The organism is Luteimonas sp. 3794, from assembly GCF_031456825.1.
GTDB lineage: Bacteria > Pseudomonadota > Gammaproteobacteria > Xanthomonadales > Xanthomonadaceae > Luteimonas.
Window position 1 is genome coordinate 243,662 of the sequence record NZ_JAVDVJ010000002.1, and the last position, 20,000, is coordinate 263,661.

The window sequence follows — 20,000 nt, forward strand, 5'->3', positions numbered from 1 at the left end:
CTGTCAGCAGTGATGCAAGACGTGTGCCGGAATCTGTGGATCGGCGTGCCGGAATCCCGGCACGCCATGCGGCGTCGAATCGCGATCCCCGCGCCTGCGGGTCCGGCCCCCGGCCGGCCAGCTTGAGGGCCGGCTGTCTGGCCCCTGCCAGCGGGCCGTCCATGCGCGGACGGATCAGGCCGCTATATCGCGCTCGATGCCGTACTTGCGCAACTTCTCGGCCAGGGTGGTGCGACGCAGGCCCAGCAGCTGGGCCGCATGGGCAACCACGCCATCACTGCGCTCCAGTGCTTCGCGGATCAGGCCCAGTTCGATGCGCGCCATGTGGTCGCGCAAGTCCATGCCGTCCTCGGGCAGGTGCGCGCCGTCGTCGCTGCCCGCGGCGGTCTCGGCTGCTGCAGATACCTGTGACGCGACGGCAGCGGGCGGCACCGGCGGTACAGGCGCGGCTTCGATCTCGGGCAGCAGATCCATGGCCAGATGGTCGCGATAGCGCTGCGGCAGATCGTGCACGCGCACCAGGCCACCCGGATTGAGCACCGCCAGGCGCTCGACCAGGTTGCACAGTTCACGCACATTGCCCGGCCAGGCGTAGCCGGCCAGCACGTCGAGGGTGTCGGCCGCGAAGCGGATCTCGCCGCGGCCGTTGCGGGCCAGCTGCGCGGCGACGGTGCGCACCAGCTCGGGCAGGTCGTCACGGCGCTCGCGCAGCGACGGCATTTCGATCGGAAACACGTTCAAGCGATAGAACAGGTCCTCGCGGAACTGGCCGTCGCCGATGCGGGCTTCGAGATTGCGGTGGGTGGCCGCGATCACGCGCACGTCGCACTTGATGCTCTGGTTGCCGCCGACCCGCTCGAAGCAGCGCTCCTGCAGCACGCGCAGCAGCTTGACCTGCATCGGCAGGCTCATGTCGCCGATTTCGTCGAGCAGCAGGGTGCCGCCTTCGGCCATTTCGAAGCGGCCCTTGCGCGCCGACAGGGCACCGGTGAAGGCGCCTTTTTCGTGACCGAAGAGCTCGCTTTCCAGCAGCTCGGCCGGGATCGCGCCGCAGTTGATCGCCACGAACGGGCCGTTGCGCCGGTTCGAGCGCTGGTGGATCGCACGCGCGGCGACTTCCTTGCCCGAGCCCGATTCGCCCAGCACCAGCACCGTCGTATCGAACGGCGCCACCTGGTCGATCATCCGCCGCAGGGCCTGCACCGAGGCGCTGGTCCCGGTGGGGCCGCCGGCGTCGTCGGTCTTGACCTGTTCGGCGTCGAGCCGCTTGAGGCTGGCCATGCGCAGCAGATTCTCCAGCTGCATGTGGCGCAGCGGCGATTCCAGCGCCCAGACGCCGGCCTCGTGCAGGCCGTGCGCGGCGGCAAAGCGCGCGGGTTCGTCATCGAGCAGCAGCACCGGCGGCGGCACGGCGTCCTGGCCGAGCCAGGCGAAGAAGGTCTGCGCGGCCGACGCATCCTCGATGTTGCCCACCAGCACGGCCATCCAGTCGCTGGGCCGGTTGCGCGCGGCCGACACTTCGCCGGGCTCCGAGACCCAGCGCGGACGCAGGTCCATGAATTCGAGCAACGTGCACAGACGCTCGGCGCGGTCGCCGTTGCTGTCGATGACGAGGATGCGGGGTTCACTCACGACACGGCTCCATCACGCGCGGTATCCGCGTGCAGCGACTCGAGGATCTGCATGACGTCCTGGATGTAGGACAGCTTGCTGACGAAGTTGTCGGCGCCGGCGCGGGTGGCGTGCTCGCGGTGCTCGGCGTCGTCGAAATGGCTGGCGATGACGATATAGGGCGGTGCGTCCTGGGCCTTGATCAGGCGCGTGGCCTGCAGCCCCCCCATCTCCGGCATGGCCAGGTCCATCAGCACCACCTCGGGACGCAGGGCCTCGGACTGGGCGATCGCCTCCAGACCGTTGCTGGCGGTGCCGATTACCTTGAGCCAGTCGACCTTGCGGAAATGGCGTTGCGCGGCGTTGATGAAGCCTTCGTGGTCGTCGACGAGAAGCACGTGGATGGTCTGCATTGCGATGTCCTCAGCCCGCACGGGCGAGCAAGGTGGGGCGGGCGCCGCGACGGCGCGCGCGCGCCGGGGCGATGTCGAGCTGTTCGCGGTACTTGGCCACGGTGCGGCGCGCGATGTGCACGCCCTGGCGGGCGAGCAGCGCGGCGATCGCGTCGTCGGCCAGCGGGCGCAGGGCCGGCTCGGCCTCGATCAGACGCCGGACCATGGCCCGGACCGCGGCGCCGGAGACCGTCGCGCCCTCGAGACGCACGGCGAAGAAGCGCTTCATCTCGATGGTGCCGCGCGGCGTCTGCAGAAACTTGCCGCTGGTGATGCGCGACACCGTGGATTCGTGCATGCCGATCGCATCGGCCACGTCCTTGAGCGTGAGCGGCGCGATTTCTTCCTCGCCGCGCTCCAAGAACGCGGCCTGACGCTCGACGATCACCCGCGCCGTGCGCAGCAGTGTGTCGTAGCGCATCGACAGGCCGCGGGTGAACCAGCGGGCCTCCTGCAGCATCTCGCGCATCGGGCCGCTGCTCTCGCCATCGGCGAGTGCACGCTCGTAGCCGGCGTTGATGGACACCCGCGGCGCCGCGGCAGGATTGAGCGCCACGCGCCAGCCGGCGTCGGCATGCCAGACGACCACGTCCGGGACGACCGCGGTGTTCTCGCTGGGCGCACCCGCCTGCGCGGGACGCGGGTCGAGCGCCAGGATCAGGCGCACCGCCTCGTGGATGTCGGCCTCGTCGCGCTGCAGCTGGCGAGCCACCGCGGCGATGTCGTGCGCGCCGAGCATGTCGAGCGCTTCGTCGATCACGCGGCGTGCCAGACCGCGGCCGGCGACGCGACCGGGCAGGGCATCGAGCTGGGCGATCAGGCACTCGCGCAGATCGCGCGCCGCAACGCCGGCCGGATCGCCCGACAGCAAGGCCTGGCGCACACCTTCGACCGCGTGCGCAGCGCGACCGAAGGTGGCGACCGCCTCGCCGAGCAGCGCCGCATGCGGCCGGGTCAGGTAGCCGGCATCGTCGCAATGCTCGAGCCAGAACGCGGCAATCGGCAGATCGTCGGCGTCGAGCGTGGTGGCCAGACGCTGCAGGATGCGCAGATGCGGATCGCTCGACTCCGTCGCGGCAATGCGATGCAGGCCGTCTTCGTCATCGCCGCTCCAGCTGCTGCCGCGCACGTCCCACATCGAGGATTCGGGCAACTCGTCGAACGCGGCCACGTCGGAGGCACCATCGCTGACGTCCGGCACCGAATTTGCAGACGTCTCCTCGTCGAGTTCGAGCAGCGGGTTCTGCTCCAGCACGCGACGGATTTCCAGCTCCAACTGCAGGCCGTCGAGCTGGAGCAGACGGATCGACTGCAGCAGCTGCGGCGTCATCTGCAGGCCCTGGCCAAGCTGCATCGAGGTGGTGGCGCTGGCTTTCATGGCGTAGTCCCGATTCCGTCGTGGCGCGTGCTGCGCCAGTGAAAGAATCGTGAAGCCACGGTGACGGATCCGCTATCAGGGCGTTTCCCATGCCTGCCGGGGTGTGCCCCACAACTGTAGGGGTTTCCCTGACAGCAGGGCGGGCGCGCCGGTGGCGATTTTCCGTCGGCAGTCGCTCAGGTGTCGCTGCGGTTCTGGCGCGCGGCCAGCAGGACCAGTTCATTGGCGCGGCGGCAGCCGAGCACTTCCATCATGCGCGCGCGATGGGTTTCCACCGTCTTGACGCTGATCTCGAGTTTGACGCCGATCTCCTTGCTGCTCAGGCCGCGCCCGATCAGATCGAGAATCTGTCGTTGCCGGTTCGACAGTGCATCCACGCCCGATGTCATGGGCCGCCCGAACAGCGGCGCCATGATCCGCGACGACAGCCGCGGACTGAGAAACACTTCGCCGGCAAGCGCGGTGCGCAAGGCGAGTTCGAGCTCCAGCGGGGCGGCATCCTTGACCACGAACCCTGCTGCGCCGCGTTCGAGTGCGCTGCGCACGTGCTGGGCATCGTCGTGCATCGACATGATGAGCACCCGGACCGTCGGCAGTTCGGCGTGGATCGCCGCCATCGCCTCGATGCCGCTACGGCCGGGCAACGACAGGTCCATGAGGACCACATCGGGGCGGTGGATCAGGGCGAGGTCCAGGGCCTCGTCGGCCCGGCTGGCCTCGGCGCAGACATCGACACCACCAAACCCCTGCAGCAGCCGGGTCAGGCCTGCCCGCACAAGGGTGTGGTCGTCGACAATCAGCACTCGCAACAGCAGCTCTCCCTGCAGCCGGGCGTGCCCGGTGGCGCAAGGATACGACAGACGCCGATCCTCAGCGTCGACGCTGCTCGGCGACGGCGCGGCGGTGCAGGCGGAAGAGGTGGCGGTCGAGGGCTTCGACCAGGTCGCCGCGCAGGTCGACGAAGCCCAACCAGAGCCGCACGCGGCTGTCGAGCTGCTTGCGCGCGATCACCCGCGCCGGCAGTTCGAGGTGATCGGGCAGCCATTCCGCAGGCTGCAGACGCACCAGGGCGGGCGCGCCCGGCGTGAGCGCCGGGGCATCGTCCAGGTCCACGCGCACGCCGGCCGCCGACCACCGCAGGGCGCACTCCGGCAGGCCGTCCGCGCGCGCCGCCAGGCGGCCCACCAGGGCCAGGATGAGATCCAGCTTGGCGTCCATGCGCTGCGCGAGCAGCGGCAGGTCGCCGTGTTCCTCGTTCACGCCTTCGTCCTTGCGCAGATCCTCGATCTGGGCGAGTCCGTGAAGCAGGGTCACGGCCTGCGCCTGCCGTCCGCTCGCAGTTGACGCGACCACCTGCACCGGCAACGTCAGCGAGCAGTCCAGCGTGTCGCCGAAGAGCAGGGCGTCGGCGGGATCCTCGATCGGATGCAGGTCGCTGGTCACAGGGCGCTCTCCGCGGCGGAATAGGCGTTGGCTGCCGTTGCCTGGCGTTGGCTCTGGCGCAGGATCTCACCGATCGAGGCCTGCCGCTCGCGCATCTGCAGCAGCACGGCGTTCTGCATCCGCAGCAGCTCGCGCAGGACCTCGACAGGCGCATGGGGCGTGGTGGTCTCGATATAGCCACGCAAGGCCGTGTCGTAGCGGGCCATGCGCTCGGCCGCATCCTCGACGTCTCCTGACTCGACCGCGGCGCCGATCGCGGCAAGTTCGGATTCCAGCGCGGCCTGGCTGGCCTCTGTCACGCGCTCGCTCCGACCGTGAGCGCCGGCTCGCCGGCAGGCCGGATCGCGGTCCACGCCGAATCGATCTCGCCCAGCAGCTCCAGGCACTCGCGCAGCGCCGCCGGATCGTTGTGCAGGTTGGCTTCCGTCAGGCGCCGCAGCACGTAGTCGTAGAGCGACGACAGATTGGCCGCGATCTCACCGCCGGCCTCGTGGTCGAGCGAGCCATTGAGGTGACCGACGATCGAGCACGCCTCGCCGATCGCCTTGCCCTTGCGCGCGGGCTCGCCGCGTTCGAGGCAGATCTCGGCCAGGCGGATCCGCTCGCAGGCGCCCGAGAGCAGCAGCGCCACGAGCTTGTGCGGATCGGCATCCATCACCGCGCCCTCGAGCTGGCTCTGGCGGTACTGCTGGGCATAGTGGCGCTGCATCATGTCGGGTCTCCGCGCTTATCTCTGTTGGTTCTGGGCTGACAGGTTGGTCAGTTGCTGCGCCAATGCGCTGCTGGTGGTGGTCATCTGCGACATCAGCGAGTCGAGGGCGACGAATTGGGTGCGGTAGCGTTTGGCGGCCGCCTCCATACGCGCGTCGAGCGCCTCGCGTCGGCGACCGACGTCCTTTAGCTGATCGTTCAGACCCTTGGTGCGCAGGGTGATCGCGCCATCGGTGCCCACATACGTCTTGACGACCTCATTGAGCTTGGCGGCCAAGCCGGACTCGCCAGTGAAGGCGGCCACGACGCTTGCCGGGTTGGCTGCCATTGCTTCGTTGAACTTGGCCGAGTCCAAGACCAGGGTGCCGTCGGGATTCGGAAACCCCTGCGTCTGCAGCCCGAGCGTCTTCGCATCCAGGCCCTGGGCGGCAAGTCCACCCAGCAGATCGTTCATCACGCTGCGCAGCTGCGAGGCGGCGCCACGCATCTGCGCGTCGCCGGTTAGCGAAGACGGGGTCTTGGTCTCGGCGTTGTAAGAGGTCGCGCTGCCGATGGCCTTGAGCGCAGCGTTGTAAGCACGCACGAATCCATCGACCGCAGCCCGGCTGCCCGATGGATCGGACTTGACCTCGACCCGGCTGGTGCCGGTCTGCTTGAGCGCCAAAGTCATGCCCGGCACTGCTTCAGTGATGGTATTGCTGGCCGATGTGGTGACCAGTCCGTCGATGGATACCCGCGCGTCGGCCCCAGGGGACTGTTCGGTCAGCCCGTCGACGAGTGCGCGAAGATCACTGCCGCCTTCAACGATTTCGATACGGATCGCGTTCGCAGCGCCTGTCTTCGCACTACCGATCGAAAGGTGATGGCCTGCGTCGGAGGTCAGCAGTGCGGCCTGTACACCGTGCTTGCCTGCGGCCTCGTTGATGGCGCTGCGGATATCTGCAAGCGACGCACCGGCCTTGACCTCGACGTCCACCGACTCGCTGCCGATGGCGACGCGCAACATGCCTGCTTCGAATTTGCTGCCGATCTCGGTACCGCTGCCGAGCATCTTGTGCGCGGTGGCCAGCGCCTGGACCTCGACCTCGTAACTCCCTACCGGGGTGTTGCGGCCGGCTGACGGTGTGAGGACCGGGTCGGCCGTCCCCGTGGAGGTGGCGCCCGAAGCAAGCGAGAGCATCGTCGAGCTCACGCTCCGCGCGCCCAGGGCATCCACCTTCTGCAGGCTGTCGAGCGAGGTCTTCAAGGTGTTGAAGGCCGAAGTGACAGTGCCCAGCCCCGAAAGCTTGAACTTGGTGGTCGATTCCAGGGTGTTGAGTCGAGCGTTCTGCGGCGCACGGTCGGCCGCGACCAGTTGGTTCACGATCCCGCTGATGTCGAGACCGGAGCCGATGCCGCCGTAACCGAATGAATAGTCCGCCATGGTCCATCTCCTCGCCGGGAACCGCCCGGACGGGCCGCGCGCGGCGGCCACATGGTGTAACGGCACAATGCCGATCTTCTTGAGGGCTGCAAGATGTGTGCCTGCATGCCATGTCGGACTCGGCAATGCACGCAAACACAGCTTCCGTAGGAGCGCGCTCGCGCGCGATAACGCTGTCCTGGTAACCCACATCGCGCGCGAGCGCGCTCGGACGCCAATGGCCGTTGATCCAAGCCAGGGGCTCGAAGCAGACGCAATCGGCGAGGACCCAAAAAAAAACCTCCGGCGAATGCCGGAGGTTTTTGAAGCGGGCGAGGCCGGAACCGGTCTCGCCGCCAGTGTCGCCAGGACTCAGCGCAGCAGGCTGAGCACGCTCTGCGGCAGCTGGTTGGCCTGGGCCAGCATTGCGGTACCGGCCTGCTGCAGGACCTGCGAGCGCGACAGCTCGGCGGTTTCCTTGGCGAAGTCGGTGTCCATGATGCGGCTGCGCGATGCGGTCAGGTTCTCTGACGAGGTCTGCAGGTTCGCCACGACCGAGCTGAAGCGGTTCTGGATCGCACCCAGGTCCGCGCGAGCCGAGTTGACCGCGCTCAGCGCGCCGTCCATTGCCAGGATCGCGTTGTCGGCGCCGTCAATGGTCGAGATGTCCAGATTGGCGAAGCCGGTCGAGGCCTGGCCAGCCGCATAGTTGGTGCTCGCGCCCGCGGCCAGGCCGGTGTCAGCCGCTGTTGCCGTGCCACCCACCGTCACGTTGCCACCGGTCGAACTCACCACCAGTGCGCCGTTCTCCAGAGAGGCGGTTACGCCGGTGATGCCTGCGCTGTTGATCGCCGCCATCAGGTCCGAGGTGCGCTGCGATGCGCTCGTGGCCGCACCGACAGTGATCTCAGTGCCATTGATGGTGAGGGCACCCGTGCCGAGCGCACCGAAGGTTGTGGTACCGCCGGTGCTGGTCTGCGCAGCGACGGTGGCGGTCAGACCGCCGGTGATCGCGACTGGGGCGGCGCCGGCATTGCTCAGCGCGACATTGTCGCCATCGACGGTCGCGGTGAGGTCAGCGATGTTGGCACCAGTGATCGCGGTCTGAACCGCTGCGGCGAAATCTGCCGCCGAACGGCCCGGGGCCGCCGCGATGTCGATGTTGGCGCCACCGTTGATCGAGAACGAGACTGCGTCTTCGGGGTTGCTCAGTGTGAGGGTCGCGGTACCCGGACTCGGCGTACCGCCAGTGACCGTGCCCGTCGGTGCAGTACCGGTGACGGAGCCCGGCGTCGCCAGGCTCGTCCACTCGCCCAGCGAACCCAGGCTGGCGTTGGCGATGCCGCTGATCGAGATCGTCTGTCCCTGGTTCGCGCCGACCTGGAAGGCCTGGTCGGTGAAGGAGCCGTCGAGCAGCTTGGTGCCGTTGAAGTCGGTATCACGGGCAACGCGGCCGATCTCTTCCTTCAGCTGCACGACTTCTGCCTGCAGCGCGGCGCGGTCGGTGCCGGAGTTGGTGGCGTTGCGCGACTGGACGGCCAGCTCGCGGATACGCTGCAGGTTGTTGCCGATCTCGCCCAGTGCGCCTTCGGCGGTCTGTGCCAGCGAGATGCCGTCGTTGGCGTTGCGAGCGGCCTGGTTCATGCCGCGGATCTGGGTGGTGAAGCGCTCGGAGATGGCGAGGCCGGCGGCGTCGTCCTTGGCGCTGTTGATGCGCTGGCCCGACGACAGGCGCTGGATCGTGGTCGACAGACTGGCCGAGTTGGTGGCCAGGTTGCGCTGGGCGTTGAGCGAGATGGTGTTGGTGTTGATGACGGACATGATGCAGGTCTCCTGGTATGGGGAATCCGGCGCGGGAACAGGGCCTGGCCGGTGGCTCCGCAGGGAGTTGCCGGTGTTCGGCCCTGTCCTCTGCTGTAACCAATAACGGCGTCTCGTCGTCAAGCTTTAGTGCTGTAGTGCCGGCGATCCGCAGCCCGTTTCCGGACTGCTTGCATTAACGGCAGGACATCGCGCGGGTTTAGCAACGGCGTGCTGGCGGCGTCGCGCAATGGGCCGCAAGGGCGGCGGCGTCCCGTAGGAGCGCGCTCGCGCGCGATGTGGCCTTGCCGGTAAAGCGTCTTCGCGCGCGAGCGCGCTCCTACAGGCGCATGTGCGTCAGGGCGGACGGACTCTGGATGACGGTCGATCAGCCGGGAAGATCAGCAGCGACGCACGCTGCATCAGCGCGAAACTCTGCGGAACGTGGACCATGCCCTGTAGGAGCGCGCTCGCGCGCGATGTGGCCTTGCCGGTAAAGCGTCTTCGCGCGCAAGCGCGCTCCTACAGGCGCATGTGCGGCGGGAGCGGACCGTCTTTTGATGACGGTCGATTAGCGCGGCAGATCAGGCAGCGAAAGCGCAGGATCAGCGCGAAACTCAACGGAATATGGGCCACGCCCTGTAGGCGCGCTCGCGCGCGATGTGGCCTGGCCGGTGAAGCGTCCTCGCGCGCGAGCGCGTTCCTACAGTCGCAGGTGTGCTGCGGCGGACCGTCTTTCGATGACGGTCGATCAGCGCAGCAGGTCGAACAGCGACAGGCGCTGCATCTGCACGAAGCTCAGCTGGGCCGCTTCGAGCGCGACCTTTTCGAGATTGAAGCGACTGATCGCTTCGGCGTAGTCGAGATCGCGGATGCCCGACAGCGTGGTATCGAGGGTGAGCGTATGCGCGTCGCGCAGCGCGGCCGCGTTGTCGAGCGCGGCGAGTTGCGCGCCGCCATTGGCACGCACGTCGATCATGTGTTCCTGCGCGGTGGCGATGTCGCGCATCGCGCCCTGCAGTGCATTCTGCTGCGCGGCACGTTGTGCATCGGTGGTCGGTGCCATCTTCAGTGCGCCGAGCAGGTTGTCGATCGTCGCGAACACGTCGCGCGTGGCCGATGGTCCGAGCGAGAACGTATCGCCGTCCGCAGGCACGCCGCCGATGACCACGCGCGCGCCGGCGACGGTGATCGCCTCGCCCGTGGCATGCACGCCACTGGCCAGGACGTTGCCGCCCGCATCGCTCACCTCGTACGCACCGTCGGCGCCGAAGCTGATGCTGTAGGTGCCGCCGTTCCACTGGCCCGAGTCGGTCAGTCCGAAGCTGCCCACCTGGCCCGTGCCGGTATTGGTCGCGCCGGCTGCGACATCGATCCGGCCATCGCCGGTGCGTACGCGCAGGAAGACCTCGCTGCCGGGCATGGTGTCGGCCACGAACATCTGCGGCGCAATCTCGACCTGGCGACGGGTCTGGTCGCCTGCATAGGCGACACCGCCGGCGACCTTCGCGAACGGCGGCGACCCGTCCTGGGTGCCGCCGAACAGATAGCGTCCGGCGCCGTCGGGACTGTTGGCGACATCCAGCAGGCTGGCGCGCAGGCTGGTGACCTCGGTGGCGATCGCCTCGCGGTCGCCGTCGGACAGCGAGGCGCTGTTGGCGCGGACCGTCAGTTCGGTGATGCGGCCCATGATGCCGCCGGCCTGGGTGAGCGCCGCTTCCTGCATGCCCAGCCGGTGGCCGACTGCGTTCGCGTTCTCGCCGAAGCGCTTCAGCTCGGCCTTCGATCGGTCCAGCCCGACGGCAGCGCCAGCGCCGACCGGGTCGTCCTTGGCCGTCAGCACCTTCTTGCTGGTGGTCAGCTCGTTCTGGATACGCGCCAGCGACGCCTGCTTGGACTGCAGCGTCGAGATCGACTGCGTGTACAGCATGCCGGTTGAGATACGGGTCATCGGCGGACGGCTCCGAGCAGGGACTGGAACAGGGTGTCGGCAGTCGAGATGATCTGCGCCGCGGCCTGGTAGGCCTGCTGCAGTCGGAGCATGTTGGCCGCCTCTTCGTCGAGATTGACGCCCGAGATGCTCTCGCGCGCCGTGGTCGCCTGCTCGTGCAGCGTGGCCTGGGCCTGGGCGGCATAGCTGGCGTGACGCGCCGCCGAGCCCACCGCGGTGGTCAGGCCGGAGATCGCCCCGTTGAGGCTGAGCGAACCGCCGTTGAGCGCTGCCCGGTCGTCGACACCCGCCAGCAGGGCCGCATTGCCGTTGTTGCTCGAGCCCGGCGCAGTGGCTGCCATGGTGAAGGTGTCGCCGGCCGACGGAATGCCGTCGAGCACGAACGACCAGCCGTTGGCGCTGACCGTGTCGCCGGGCGTATAGGGGTAGGGGCCGTCGCCATCGATCAGATACTGGTTGGCGTCCAGGAACTCGATTGTCGAGGGTGTGCGCAGTGCGGGATTCGCGGCGTCGACGATGCGCACGGCACTGGGTTTTGCGCTGCCCAGATTGCCCAGCGTGGCCTGCACCTGGACCGGCGCGGCCGCGGCGATGCGGCCCGGATCGGTGATCGCCACTGCCAGCCCGCGCGCGGCCTGCGCAGTGGGCTGCAGCAGGAAGCGGTCGCCGTCCTGGGCAGTGCCGTCGATGGACAGCGCAATGCCGCCCACACGCAGCGGATCGCCCGGCGCGCCGGATCCGGTCACCGTTTTCGCCGCACCCGTCAGCGCATCGGTCGCCGACCATGTGCCGCCCTGGAACTGCAGCACGAGATTGCGGCCGTCGACTGCGGCGATATCGGCGACGCTGGCCGAGAATCGGGCCGTGCCACCGTTGGCTGCGTGGCCAGTGGCCACAGGCGCCGGGATATTGAAGAACGCCCCACCCATGTCGCCGTACTGGTCCACACCTGCGGAGTGCCCGGCATTGAAGGTGGTGCCGAGGGCGAGCGCGATCCGGCCCAGTTCAGCCTGGGTCTGGTCCAGCACCTGGCTGCGGAATTCGAGCAGGCCGCCGATCCGCCCGCCCATCACGCGCTCGTCGAGGCGGATCGTCTGGCCCTGGGTCTGCAGCGCCAGCTGCTGGCGTTCCGGGCGGTAGGAATCCGGTATCACGGTCAGCTGAGAAGCCTGCACACCGACCACCAGCGCCTGGCCACCGGCCGAGAACACATTCATCGCGCCGCCGTCCTGCTGCACGGCGGTACCGCCGGTCAGCGCGACGAGATCGCGGATCATTTGGTCGCGGCGGTCGAGCATGTCCGGTGCTGCGGTCTGCGCGCTGCCGATGCGGCCGTTGAGTGCGGCGATTTCGCTGGCGAGGCGGTTGACCTCGCCGGCGCTGGCGGCCAGGCCGCTGTCGACCTCCTTCGACAGCTGGTCGAACTGGCCCTGGAGCTGCTGGAACCGTGTAGTCAGCGCGTTGGCCTGGCCCAGCATGTTCTGGCGCTCGGCGGGCGCCGAAGCGTTGGAAGAGAGTGCGCTGACGGAATCGAAGAAGTTCGACCACAGGCCGGCGACGCCGGTGGTCGACTCGGACATCAGGCTGTCGATGCGGCCGGACATCGACGAGAGCTGTTGCAGGCGCGCCAGTTCGCCGCCGCTGTCGATGACCCGGGCGTTGGCGAGCTCGTCAGCGACGCGCCGGACATCGGTGATCTGGGTGCCGCGCCCCACATAGCCCGCGCCGATGAACTGCGGCGAGCGTGCCTCGAAATCGACCTGCTGCCGGCTGTAGCCGGGCGTGTTGATGTTGGCGACGTTGTGGCTGACCGTCGACAGCGCCCGCTGGAAGGCGAGCAGGGCGCTGGTGCCGGTGGAGAGGATGTTGGCCATGGACGGGACTCAGCGACGCAGAAGGGCCTGGGCCGCGCGCTCGGCGGCCTCGGCGATGGTGTTGACGGCAGTCGGCGCCGCGGTGGGCGGCGTTGCGCGGCTGCCGGCGCGTGCGAACTGGGAGATCGTGGACAGCGCCCGGTCCATCGTCGGGCCGTTGGCGATCGCGCTGAGCTTGTCGGCATAGCGTGGGTCGGTGGCATAACCGGCCTGCTGCAGCGCGCTGGCGAAGCGGCGGACGTCGCCGCCCGATTCCAGCGCCTGGCGGTAGCGTGGGTTCTGCTTCAGCAGGCGCACATAGTCGGCGAAGCTCTCGGCGGGCGAAGCGTAGGCGCGGAAGTCGGCACGCTCGGTGTGGCGCACCCCGTTGGTGTATTCGTGAGTGTTGACGGTGGCACGGTCGCCTTTCCAGCCGGTGGCCTTGATGCCGAACAGGTTGTTGGCGGTGCTGCCGTCGCTGCGGGCGATGGTGCGGCGTCCCCAGCCGGTCTCGAGCGCGGCCTGGGCCACCAGCGCCTTGGCATCGACACCGAGCTCGCGCGCCGCGGCCTGGGCATGCGACCAGATCGACGCGACGAAGCGTTCGGGCGAACGCGGCGCGAACGTGTCCGCGGCCGCGCGCGCGGCCTGCTCCAGCGCTGCGGGCGCCTGCGTGGCGGCTGCCACCGCGGTGCGGGCGACACCGGTTGCGGCATCGGCCAGCGGCCGTGCGCGCGCCATCAGGCCTTCGATGAAGCCATCCATCGGCGAACGCGCGTCGGAGGACGCGGACGCGGCTTCGGTCATCGGCCGGCCGGCGATCAGATCCAGCGTCTGCGCGCCGAGCGCCTCGGGCAGGGCGCTCATGCCCCCACCGCCCAGGTCGAGGCCCGACGTCGGCGCTGTCGGCGGCGTCAGGCGCGGATCGAGCGCAGGCCCGGAGGTGTCGCCGCCCAACTGGCGTGCGATCACCTTGGCCAGGCCGAGGCCTTCGCCATCGGTCATCGACTTCGCCAGGCGCTGGTCGTACATCTCGCGGTAGAGCTGGTTCTCGCCTGGAAACAGGGCATCGCCGAAGCTGGCGTCGCGCATGCTCTTGATCAACATCTGCGCGAACACGCCTTCGAACTCGCGCGCGGCCTTGTCGATGCGCGCGGCATCGGGTCGCTGGACGGGATTGAGCTCGATGGGGGCGGCGGCGATGCGCATGTCAGATGACCTCGAGCTCCGCGCGCAGCGCACCGGCCTGCTTGAGCGCTTCGAGGATCGCGATCAGGTCGCCCGGCGCCGCGCCCACGGCGTTGACCGCGCGTACGATCTCGTCCAGCGACGAGCCGCCGGCGAACTTGAACATCCGGCTGCCGCCCTCGTCGACCGAGATCTCCGAACGCGGTGTCACCACGCTGCTGCCGCGGCCGAAGGCATCGGGCTGGCTCACATCGAGGTTTTCGGTGATGGTCACGCTGAGCGAGCCGTGGGCGATCGCCGCAGGCATCACCCGGACCTGCGCGCCCATGACCACGGTGCCGGTCCGCGAATTGACGATGACCTTGGCCGGCGCAGTGCCGGGCGAGATCTGGACGTTCTCCACCTGGGCCAGGAAACCGATGCGTGCACCCGGATCAAAGGGCGCGCGCACGGACACCGTGACACCGTCGACGGCGCGCGCCGTGCCCGGGCCGAAGCGGGCGTCCAGCGCGCTGACCATGCTGGAAATCGTGCTGAAATCGGCGCGGTTGAGATTGAGGGTCAGCTCACCGCTGTCGCCGAAACCGCCGGGGACCTCGCGCTCGACCATCGCCCCGTTGGGAATCCGGCCGACGCTGGGCACGTTGACCGAAACCCGCGAGCCGTCACGGCCCTGGGCGCCGAAACCGCCGACCACCAGGCTGCCCTGGGCCACCGCATAGACCTGGCCGTCGGCGCCCTTGAGCGGTGCCATCAGCAAGGTGCCACCGCGCAGCGAGACCGCATTGGCGATCGACGAAACGGTGATGTCGATGGTCTGGCCGGGCTTTGCGAACGGCGGCAGTTCGGCATGGATCGCCACGGCCGCCACGTTCTTGACCTGCGGATTGACGTTGGCCGGCACGGTCACGCCCAGTTCGTTGAGCATGTTGCGCAGGCTCTGCACCGTGAAGGGCGCCTGGCTGGTGCGGTCACCGCTGCCGTCGAGACCCACAACCAATCCATAGCCGACCAGCGCGTTGCCGCGCACGCCGCCGACGGACGCGAGGTCCTTGATGCGCTCCTGCGCATGCACGGGCAGGGCCAGGACGGCGACGGCCAGCACAGCGGTCGGCAGCAGGCGGAACAGGGAGATACGGCGCATGGTCACGGTCCGGTGGAGACTCAATAGGGGTTCAGGCGCGAATGGAAGAACCGGCCGAGCCAGCCCATCGCGTTGGTTTGCGCAATCGCGCCGCGGCCGCCGTAGACGATGCGGGCGTCGCCCACACGGCTCGACATCACGGTGTTGTCGGGGCCGATGTCGGCCGGGCGCACGATGCCCTGCACCTGGACCAGCTCGTTGCCCTGGTTGAGGCGGATCTGCTTGCTGCCCTCGACCACCAGGTTGCCGTTGGGCAGCCGCTGGACCACGGTCACGGTCACGTTGCCCTGCAGGCGGTTGCTCTGGGCGCTGCGGCCGCTGGCGTCGAAGTCGCGGCTGCCGGCAGCCGATGCACTGAGCACATCGCGGCCGCCGATCGTGACCGGCGCGCCGAACACGCGCGGCGCGCCGATGTCGATGCTGCTTTCCTTGCCCATCTGGGTGCTGGCATTGGTCTGTGCGGTGGTGTTCTCGACCAACTGGATGGTCAGCAGATCGCCGACATCGCGCGCGCGCCGATCGGCGAACAGCGACATGCCGCTGCTGCCACCGCCCTGGTAGATGGCGCCCGGCGAGGCCTGCGCGGGCAAGGCGACGACCGGCTGGATCGGCGCCATTGCAGGGTAGGGACGGACATCACCGGCGGCGACGCAACCGCCCAGGAGGGCGGGCACGGCCGCAAGGGCGACGAGACGGAGGGTGTGGACGGCACGGTTCATCGCGGTGCTCAGACGTTGTTATTGAGGTAGCCGAGCATCGAGTCGGTCGTCGAGATCGCCTTGGCGTTCATTTCGTAGGCGCGCTGGGTTTCGATCATGCTCACCAGTTCCTCGACCACGTTGACGTTGCTGCCTTCCAGCGCGCCCTGCTCGAGCATGCCGAGGCCGTTGAGGCCGGGCGTGCCGTTCTGGGCCGGGCCGGAGGCGGTGGTCTCGAGGTAGAGGTTCTCGCCGCGGGCCTGCAGGCCCGCCGGGTTGATGAAGTCGGTGACCGTGAGCGCGCCGACCTCCAGCCCCTGCGCTTCGCCGGCGACCTGCACGCTGACCGTGCCGTCCTTGCCGATGGTCACGGCCTGCGCGCCCTCGGGGATCTGGATGCCGGGCTGCACCGGGAAGCCGCTGCTCGTCACCAGCTCGCCCTGGGCATTGATCTGGAAGCTGCCGTCGCGGGTATAGGCCGAGGTGCCGTCGGGCATCAGCACTTCGAAGAAGCCGCGGCCGTTGACCATGACGTCGAGCGCCCGGCCGGTCTGCTGCGGATTGCCCTGCTGGAAATCCTTGGACGTGGACACCACGCGCACGCCGGTGCCCAGTTGCAGGCCGGTCGGCAGCTGGGTCTGCGCGGAACTCGCGCCACCCGGTTGGCGCACCTGCTGATAGAGCAGGTCCTCGAAGTTCGCGCGGTCGCGCTTGAAGCCGGTGGTATTGGTGTTGGCGAGATTGTTGGACACGACCGACATGCGCGTCTGCTGCGCATCCAGTCCGGTCTTCGCTACCCACAGCGCCTGGTTCATCGGTCATTCCTCAGTGCGGGCGCACGTGGCGCCGTCGTGATGGGAGATGCAATCGCTGTGCCAGTGGCGCCGGGATTGGTGATTGAGGGTTCGTGATTCGGACAAGCGGCGCGGCCGCGAGTGTCATCCGGCAGGGCGCAGCGCCCGCCGTTCGCGTATCAGGACGCAAGAGTTAGGTGTGTTCCCGACTCGAGGCGAGGGCGTTGGCAATTCGCAACTCCGGGGCACGAACACCCGGCCGGATCACCGGCGCCAGCAAAGTGCCGCCTTTGCCAAGCCAGAATCCCAACTCCCACGCGCGCGAAGCGCGCCAATCAGCCGCCCAGACGCAGCAGGCTGTTTGCCGACTGGGCGTTCTCGTCGCCGCGGCTGATCAGCTTGACCTGCATCTCGAACTGGCGCTGCAGCTGAATCATCTGCACCAGGGCACCGGCCGCGTCGACATTGCTGGCTTCCAGCGTGCCGGTGGTCATGACTTCGCCGGGTGCCTGGGCGAAGGGCTGCTGCGGATCGGTATTGCGCATCAGGCCATCGAGCCCGCGCGTGAGCCGATCGGGCGCGGCCTCGACGGTCCGCAGGCGGCCGATGACCGCCATCGTCTGGGGGCCTTCCCCCTGCGGGATGATCGACACCGTGCCGTCGTGGCCGATGTCGAGCGCCTGGTGCGGGGGCAGGGCGAAGGGTTGGCCGTTCTCGTCGACCAGTGGATGGCCGCCGCCGGTCACGAGCTGGCCGTTGGGCGTCAGCGACAGGTTTCCGGCGCGGGTGTAGGCCTCGCCGCCATCGGGCGACTGCACGGCCAGCCAGCGGTCCGGTCGCATCGAGACATCGAGCGGATTGCCGGTCACCCGTTGTGCGCCGACGCGGCTGTTGAAGCCCTGGTCGATGTGCACCGCGTCGATGCGCGAAGCATGGGTGCCGCCCGGAATGCGATAGGCCTCGGTATTGGCCAGCGCCGCCTTGAAGCCGGCGGTGTCGGCGTTGGCGAGGTTGTGCGACACCGTGCCCTGCGCCTGCAGCGTGGCGCGGGCGCCGGTCATCGCGACGTAGAGGGCTTTGTCCATGGGCGGGGATTCGGGATTGGGGATTCGGGATTGGAAAGAACGGGATCAGGCGCGGGGAGGCGAGATGCGAGTCCGAATCCCGACGCCCCAATCCCGAATACCGCAGTCATCAACGGATGTTGATGACCGTCTGCGTGACCTGGTCCTGGGTCGAGATCATCTGCGCGTTGGCCTGGAAGTTACGCTGCGCGACGATCATGTTGACCAGTTGCTCGGTCAGGTCGACCGTCGACGATTCCAGCGCGCCGGACTGGATCTGGCCGAAGTCCGAGCTGTCGGGCGCGCCGGTGCGGCCGGCGCCCGAGCTGTAGGTCTCGGCCCAGACATTGTTGCCCTGCGGCTGCAGGCCCTGCGGGTTGACGAAGGTGGTCAGCGCGATCTGGCCCAGCGCGGCATCGGCGCCGTTGGAGTAGCGCGCGAACACCACGCCCTCGGCCGAAATGCTGATCTCGTTGAGCTTGCCGGCGGCGTAGCCGTCCTGACGGGTATCACGCAGCTGGAAGCGTTCGCCGTACTGGGTGGAGCCGCCCAGATCGAGGTCCAGGTTCAGCACGCCGGCGCCATTGGCGGGGGTGAACGGGTCGAGCGTGATGCGGCCGTTCGCCGGCGTGAGCAGGGCGCCGCTGTCGGAGAACTGCAGGGTGGTGGGCGCGCCGACGCTGGCGCCGTCGACGTAGTTGTGCACCTGCCATTCGTTGGGATTGGCGGTCTTGACCAGGTAGGAGGTCTGCACGTGGCCCACGCCGAGCGAATCGAACACGGTGATGCCGCCGGTCGAATGGCTGTAACTGTTGGGCTCGCTCGGATCGAAGGTCGCCATGGTCGGCGGCTGCGCATTGCCGGGCAGGGTGAACATCAGGTTGACCCGGCTGCTGGGCCGCGGCGGGCTGTCGGTGGTCAGCAGTTGCAGGTCACCGACGCGGCCCACATCGAAACCGTCGCCATTGGGGCGCGGCTGGTAGACCTGCAGGCGTGCGCCGTCGGGCGTGCCGACGAAGCCCTGTGCATCGGTCTGGAAATTGCCGGCGCGGCTGAACACGCGCGCGCCGTTCTTGTTGAGCGTGAAGAAGCCTTCGCCGTCGACGGCCATGTCCAGGCTGCGCCCGGTGGGGTCGATGTTGCCCTGCGAGAACTGCTGGGCCACGTTGCTGAGCTTCACGCCCGAGCCGATCGCATTGCGCGCCAGGCCGTAGGAGCTGTTGGAGAACAGGTCGGCAAACTCCGCGCGCGACTCCTTGAAGCCGGTCGTGTTGACGTTGGCGATGTTGTTGGCGGTGACGTTGAGATTGGCGTTGGCCGCGTTGATGCCGGACAGCGAGGTGTTGAAGCTCATGGCGGACTCCGTGAGGTCGTGCGCAGGGAATGGAGAGAAGAGGGGGGTCAGCCGACCCGCAGGACGTGGCTGAGCGGGGCGGTACCGAGGCCTTCCAGATCGAGGTACAGGCCATCGGACCCCACCGAGACGCTTTCCACCTTGCCGCGCACGTAGGTGCCGAGGTTGCTGCTCGTGCCGGTCTCGGTGACGTGCTTGGCGGTGATGCCGTAGGGGCCGGCGGGCAAACGCTCGCCGGCTGCGTTCTTGCCGTCCCAGGCGAACGCCACCTCACCGGCTGCCTTCGCGGGTACCGTGAACTGGCGCACCGGCAGCCCGTTGGCGTCGGTGATCTCGAAGGTGACCATGCCGGAGGAGGGCGCGGCGACGATGCCGGTGGTATCGCCCTCGGCCGGCAGGGCCACCCGCGACGACGGCAGCAGGACATCGCGCCCGACCATCGTCGCGCCGCGCAGCAACTGGTCGGTCGCCATCGACCCGGCGAAGCCGTTGACGGTGGCGTTGAGGCCCTGGATGCCCTGCACGGTGGAGAACTGGGCCAGCTGGCCCAGGAACGCGCTGTTCTCCATCGGCTTGAGCGGGTCTTGGTGCTTGAGCTGTTCGGTCATCAGGCGCAGGAAATCCGCCTGGCCGAGCGATTCGGCCTTCTTGTCGGCGGCTCTGGGCGCACCGGTCAGCCCGAGGCTGCTGGTGATGTCGTTGGCGATCGTGCTCATCGGTGGGTGCTCGGGTGGCGGGGCGGCGGGCTCAACGGCCCATGCTCAGGGTGGCCATCGCCAGTTCCTTGGCGGTGTTGAGCATCTCCACGCCGGCCTGGTAATTGCGCGAGGCGGAAATCATGTTGACCATCTGCGAGACCGGGTCGATATCGGGCGCGTAGACGTAACCCTGCTCGTCGGCCAGCGGATGGCCGGGCTCGTAGCGCTGGAGGGGCGGTGTGTCGCGCTCGACGATGCCGGCCACCTGCACACTGGTCAGTGCCGGATCGCTGGCATGGGCCGTGGCCCGGAACACGGGCTCCAGCGGCCGGTACACCTGGTCCGGCGAGCCGGCGACCGAATCCGCATTGGCCAGGTTGCTGGCCAGCGTGCTCAATCGTATGGACTGGGCCTGCAGCGCGGAGCCGGCGACGTCGAAGATCGGCAGATTGCTCATGG

19 protein-coding genes are annotated in these 20,000 nt (G+C 68.4%); all 19 read right to left on the reverse strand.

Annotated elements, in window-relative coordinates; genetic code table 11:
* Positions 1-174 precede the first annotated feature (174 nt).
* Positions 175-1,632, reverse strand: coding sequence for a sigma-54 dependent transcriptional regulator (locus J2X52_RS04730; protein WP_310149461.1), 1,458 nt, complete (start codon positions 1,630-1,632; stop codon positions 175-177).
* Positions 1,629-2,024, reverse strand: coding sequence for a response regulator transcription factor (locus tag J2X52_RS04735; protein WP_310149465.1), 396 nt, complete (start codon positions 2,022-2,024; stop codon positions 1,629-1,631). The genes J2X52_RS04730 and J2X52_RS04735 overlap by 4 nt, the downstream gene beginning before the upstream one ends.
* Positions 2,025-2,034: 10 nt before the next feature.
* The gene (rpoN, locus tag J2X52_RS04740) at positions 2,035-3,441 is read right to left on the reverse strand and encodes an RNA polymerase factor sigma-54 (protein WP_310149468.1); all 1,407 of its coding nucleotides are present in this window, start codon (positions 3,439-3,441) and stop codon (positions 2,035-2,037) included.
* A 176-nt stretch (positions 3,442-3,617) separates the two neighbouring features.
* Positions 3,618-4,250: a response regulator transcription factor gene (locus J2X52_RS04745; RefSeq protein WP_310149471.1), complete on the reverse strand. Its 633-nt coding sequence runs from the start codon at positions 4,248-4,250 to the stop codon at positions 3,618-3,620.
* A 61-nt stretch (positions 4,251-4,311) separates the two neighbouring features.
* Positions 4,312-4,884 (reverse strand): PilZ domain-containing protein, encoded by a 573-nt coding sequence (locus J2X52_RS04750; RefSeq protein WP_310149474.1) that lies wholly within the window; start codon positions 4,882-4,884, stop codon positions 4,312-4,314.
* A complete protein-coding gene (locus J2X52_RS04755) occupies positions 4,881-5,183 on the reverse strand; it encodes a hypothetical protein (RefSeq protein WP_310149477.1) in 303 nt (100 codons plus the stop codon). The genes J2X52_RS04750 and J2X52_RS04755 overlap by 4 nt, the downstream gene beginning before the upstream one ends.
* A complete protein-coding gene (gene fliS / locus J2X52_RS04760) occupies positions 5,180-5,596 on the reverse strand; it encodes a flagellar export chaperone FliS (RefSeq protein WP_310149480.1) in 417 nt (138 codons plus the stop codon). The genes J2X52_RS04755 and fliS overlap by 4 nt, the downstream gene beginning before the upstream one ends.
* Positions 5,597-5,611: 15 nt before the next feature.
* Entirely contained in the window at positions 5,612-7,153 is a 1,542-nt protein-coding gene (fliD, locus tag J2X52_RS04765; protein ID WP_310149483.1) for a flagellar filament capping protein FliD, read from the reverse strand.
* Positions 7,154-7,369: 216 nt separating this feature from the next.
* Positions 7,370-8,821, reverse strand: coding sequence for a flagellin (locus J2X52_RS04770; protein ID WP_310150269.1), 1,452 nt, complete (start codon positions 8,819-8,821; stop codon positions 7,370-7,372).
* 727 nt (positions 8,822-9,548) lie between these two features.
* A complete protein-coding gene (gene flgL / locus J2X52_RS04775) occupies positions 9,549-10,748 on the reverse strand; it encodes a flagellar hook-associated protein FlgL (RefSeq protein WP_310149486.1) in 1,200 nt (399 codons plus the stop codon).
* Positions 10,745-12,622: a flagellar hook-associated protein FlgK gene (flgK, locus tag J2X52_RS04780; protein WP_310149489.1), complete on the reverse strand. Its 1,878-nt coding sequence runs from the start codon at positions 12,620-12,622 to the stop codon at positions 10,745-10,747. The genes flgL and flgK overlap by 4 nt, the downstream gene beginning before the upstream one ends.
* A gap of 9 nt (positions 12,623-12,631) precedes the next feature.
* Positions 12,632-13,810 (reverse strand): flagellar assembly peptidoglycan hydrolase FlgJ, encoded by a 1,179-nt coding sequence (gene flgJ, locus J2X52_RS04785; protein WP_310149492.1) that lies wholly within the window; start codon positions 13,808-13,810, stop codon positions 12,632-12,634.
* 1 nt (position 13,811) lies between these two features.
* The gene (locus tag J2X52_RS04790) at positions 13,812-14,933 is read right to left on the reverse strand and encodes a flagellar basal body P-ring protein FlgI (protein WP_310149495.1); all 1,122 of its coding nucleotides are present in this window, start codon (positions 14,931-14,933) and stop codon (positions 13,812-13,814) included.
* A gap of 20 nt (positions 14,934-14,953) precedes the next feature.
* Positions 14,954-15,652 (reverse strand): flagellar basal body L-ring protein FlgH, encoded by a 699-nt coding sequence (gene flgH / locus J2X52_RS04795; protein WP_310149498.1) that lies wholly within the window; start codon positions 15,650-15,652, stop codon positions 14,954-14,956.
* 8 nt (positions 15,653-15,660) lie between these two features.
* Positions 15,661-16,446: a flagellar basal-body rod protein FlgG gene (gene flgG, locus J2X52_RS04800; protein ID WP_310149500.1), complete on the reverse strand. Its 786-nt coding sequence runs from the start codon at positions 16,444-16,446 to the stop codon at positions 15,661-15,663.
* Between the two features lie 314 nt (positions 16,447-16,760).
* The gene (locus tag J2X52_RS04805; RefSeq protein WP_310149502.1) at positions 16,761-17,510 is read right to left on the reverse strand and encodes a flagellar basal body rod protein FlgF; all 750 of its coding nucleotides are present in this window, start codon (positions 17,508-17,510) and stop codon (positions 16,761-16,763) included.
* A gap of 109 nt (positions 17,511-17,619) precedes the next feature.
* A complete protein-coding gene (gene flgE, locus J2X52_RS04810) occupies positions 17,620-18,843 on the reverse strand; it encodes a flagellar hook protein FlgE (RefSeq protein WP_310149505.1) in 1,224 nt (407 codons plus the stop codon).
* A 47-nt stretch (positions 18,844-18,890) separates the two neighbouring features.
* The gene (locus tag J2X52_RS04815) at positions 18,891-19,559 is read right to left on the reverse strand and encodes a flagellar hook capping FlgD N-terminal domain-containing protein (protein WP_310149507.1); all 669 of its coding nucleotides are present in this window, start codon (positions 19,557-19,559) and stop codon (positions 18,891-18,893) included.
* Between the two features lie 31 nt (positions 19,560-19,590).
* Positions 19,591-19,998 carry a flagellar basal body rod protein FlgC gene (gene flgC, locus J2X52_RS04820; RefSeq protein WP_310149510.1) on the reverse strand — a complete coding sequence of 136 codons (408 nt, stop codon included), beginning with the start codon at positions 19,996-19,998 and terminating at the stop codon, positions 19,591-19,593.
* Positions 19,999-20,000 lie beyond the last annotated feature (2 nt).

What these genes read in the sequence shown, in the direction of transcription:
- J2X52_RS04735 (WP_310149465.1), bottom strand. Translation starts at nt 2,024, where the DNA reads ATGCAGACCATCCACGTGCTTCTCGTCGACGACCACGAAGGCTTCATC.
- rpoN (WP_310149468.1), bottom strand. Translation starts at nt 3,441, where the DNA reads ATGAAAGCCAGCGCCACCACCTCGATGCAGCTTGGCCAGGGCCTGCAG.
- fliS (WP_310149480.1), bottom strand. Translation starts at nt 5,596, where the DNA reads ATGATGCAGCGCCACTATGCCCAGCAGTACCGCCAGAGCCAGCTCGAG.
- flgL (WP_310149486.1), bottom strand. Translation starts at nt 10,748, where the DNA reads ATGACCCGTATCTCAACCGGCATGCTGTACACGCAGTCGATCTCGACG.
- flgK (WP_310149489.1), bottom strand. Translation starts at nt 12,622, where the DNA reads ATGGCCAACATCCTCTCCACCGGCACCAGCGCCCTGCTCGCCTTCCAG.
- flgJ (WP_310149492.1), bottom strand. Translation starts at nt 13,810, where the DNA reads ATGCGCATCGCCGCCGCCCCCATCGAGCTCAATCCCGTCCAGCGACCC.
- J2X52_RS04790 (WP_310149495.1), bottom strand. Translation starts at nt 14,933, where the DNA reads ATGCGCCGTATCTCCCTGTTCCGCCTGCTGCCGACCGCTGTGCTGGCC.
- flgH (WP_310149498.1), bottom strand. Translation starts at nt 15,652, where the DNA reads ATGAACCGTGCCGTCCACACCCTCCGTCTCGTCGCCCTTGCGGCCGTG.
- flgG (WP_310149500.1), bottom strand. Translation starts at nt 16,446, where the DNA reads ATGAACCAGGCGCTGTGGGTAGCGAAGACCGGACTGGATGCGCAGCAG.
- J2X52_RS04805 (WP_310149502.1), bottom strand. Translation starts at nt 17,510, where the DNA reads ATGGACAAAGCCCTCTACGTCGCGATGACCGGCGCCCGCGCCACGCTG.
- flgE (WP_310149505.1), bottom strand. Translation starts at nt 18,843, where the DNA reads ATGAGCTTCAACACCTCGCTGTCCGGCATCAACGCGGCCAACGCCAAT.
- J2X52_RS04815 (WP_310149507.1), bottom strand. Translation starts at nt 19,559, where the DNA reads ATGAGCACGATCGCCAACGACATCACCAGCAGCCTCGGGCTGACCGGT.
- flgC (WP_310149510.1), bottom strand. Translation starts at nt 19,998, where the DNA reads ATGAGCAATCTGCCGATCTTCGACGTCGCCGGCTCCGCGCTGCAGGCC.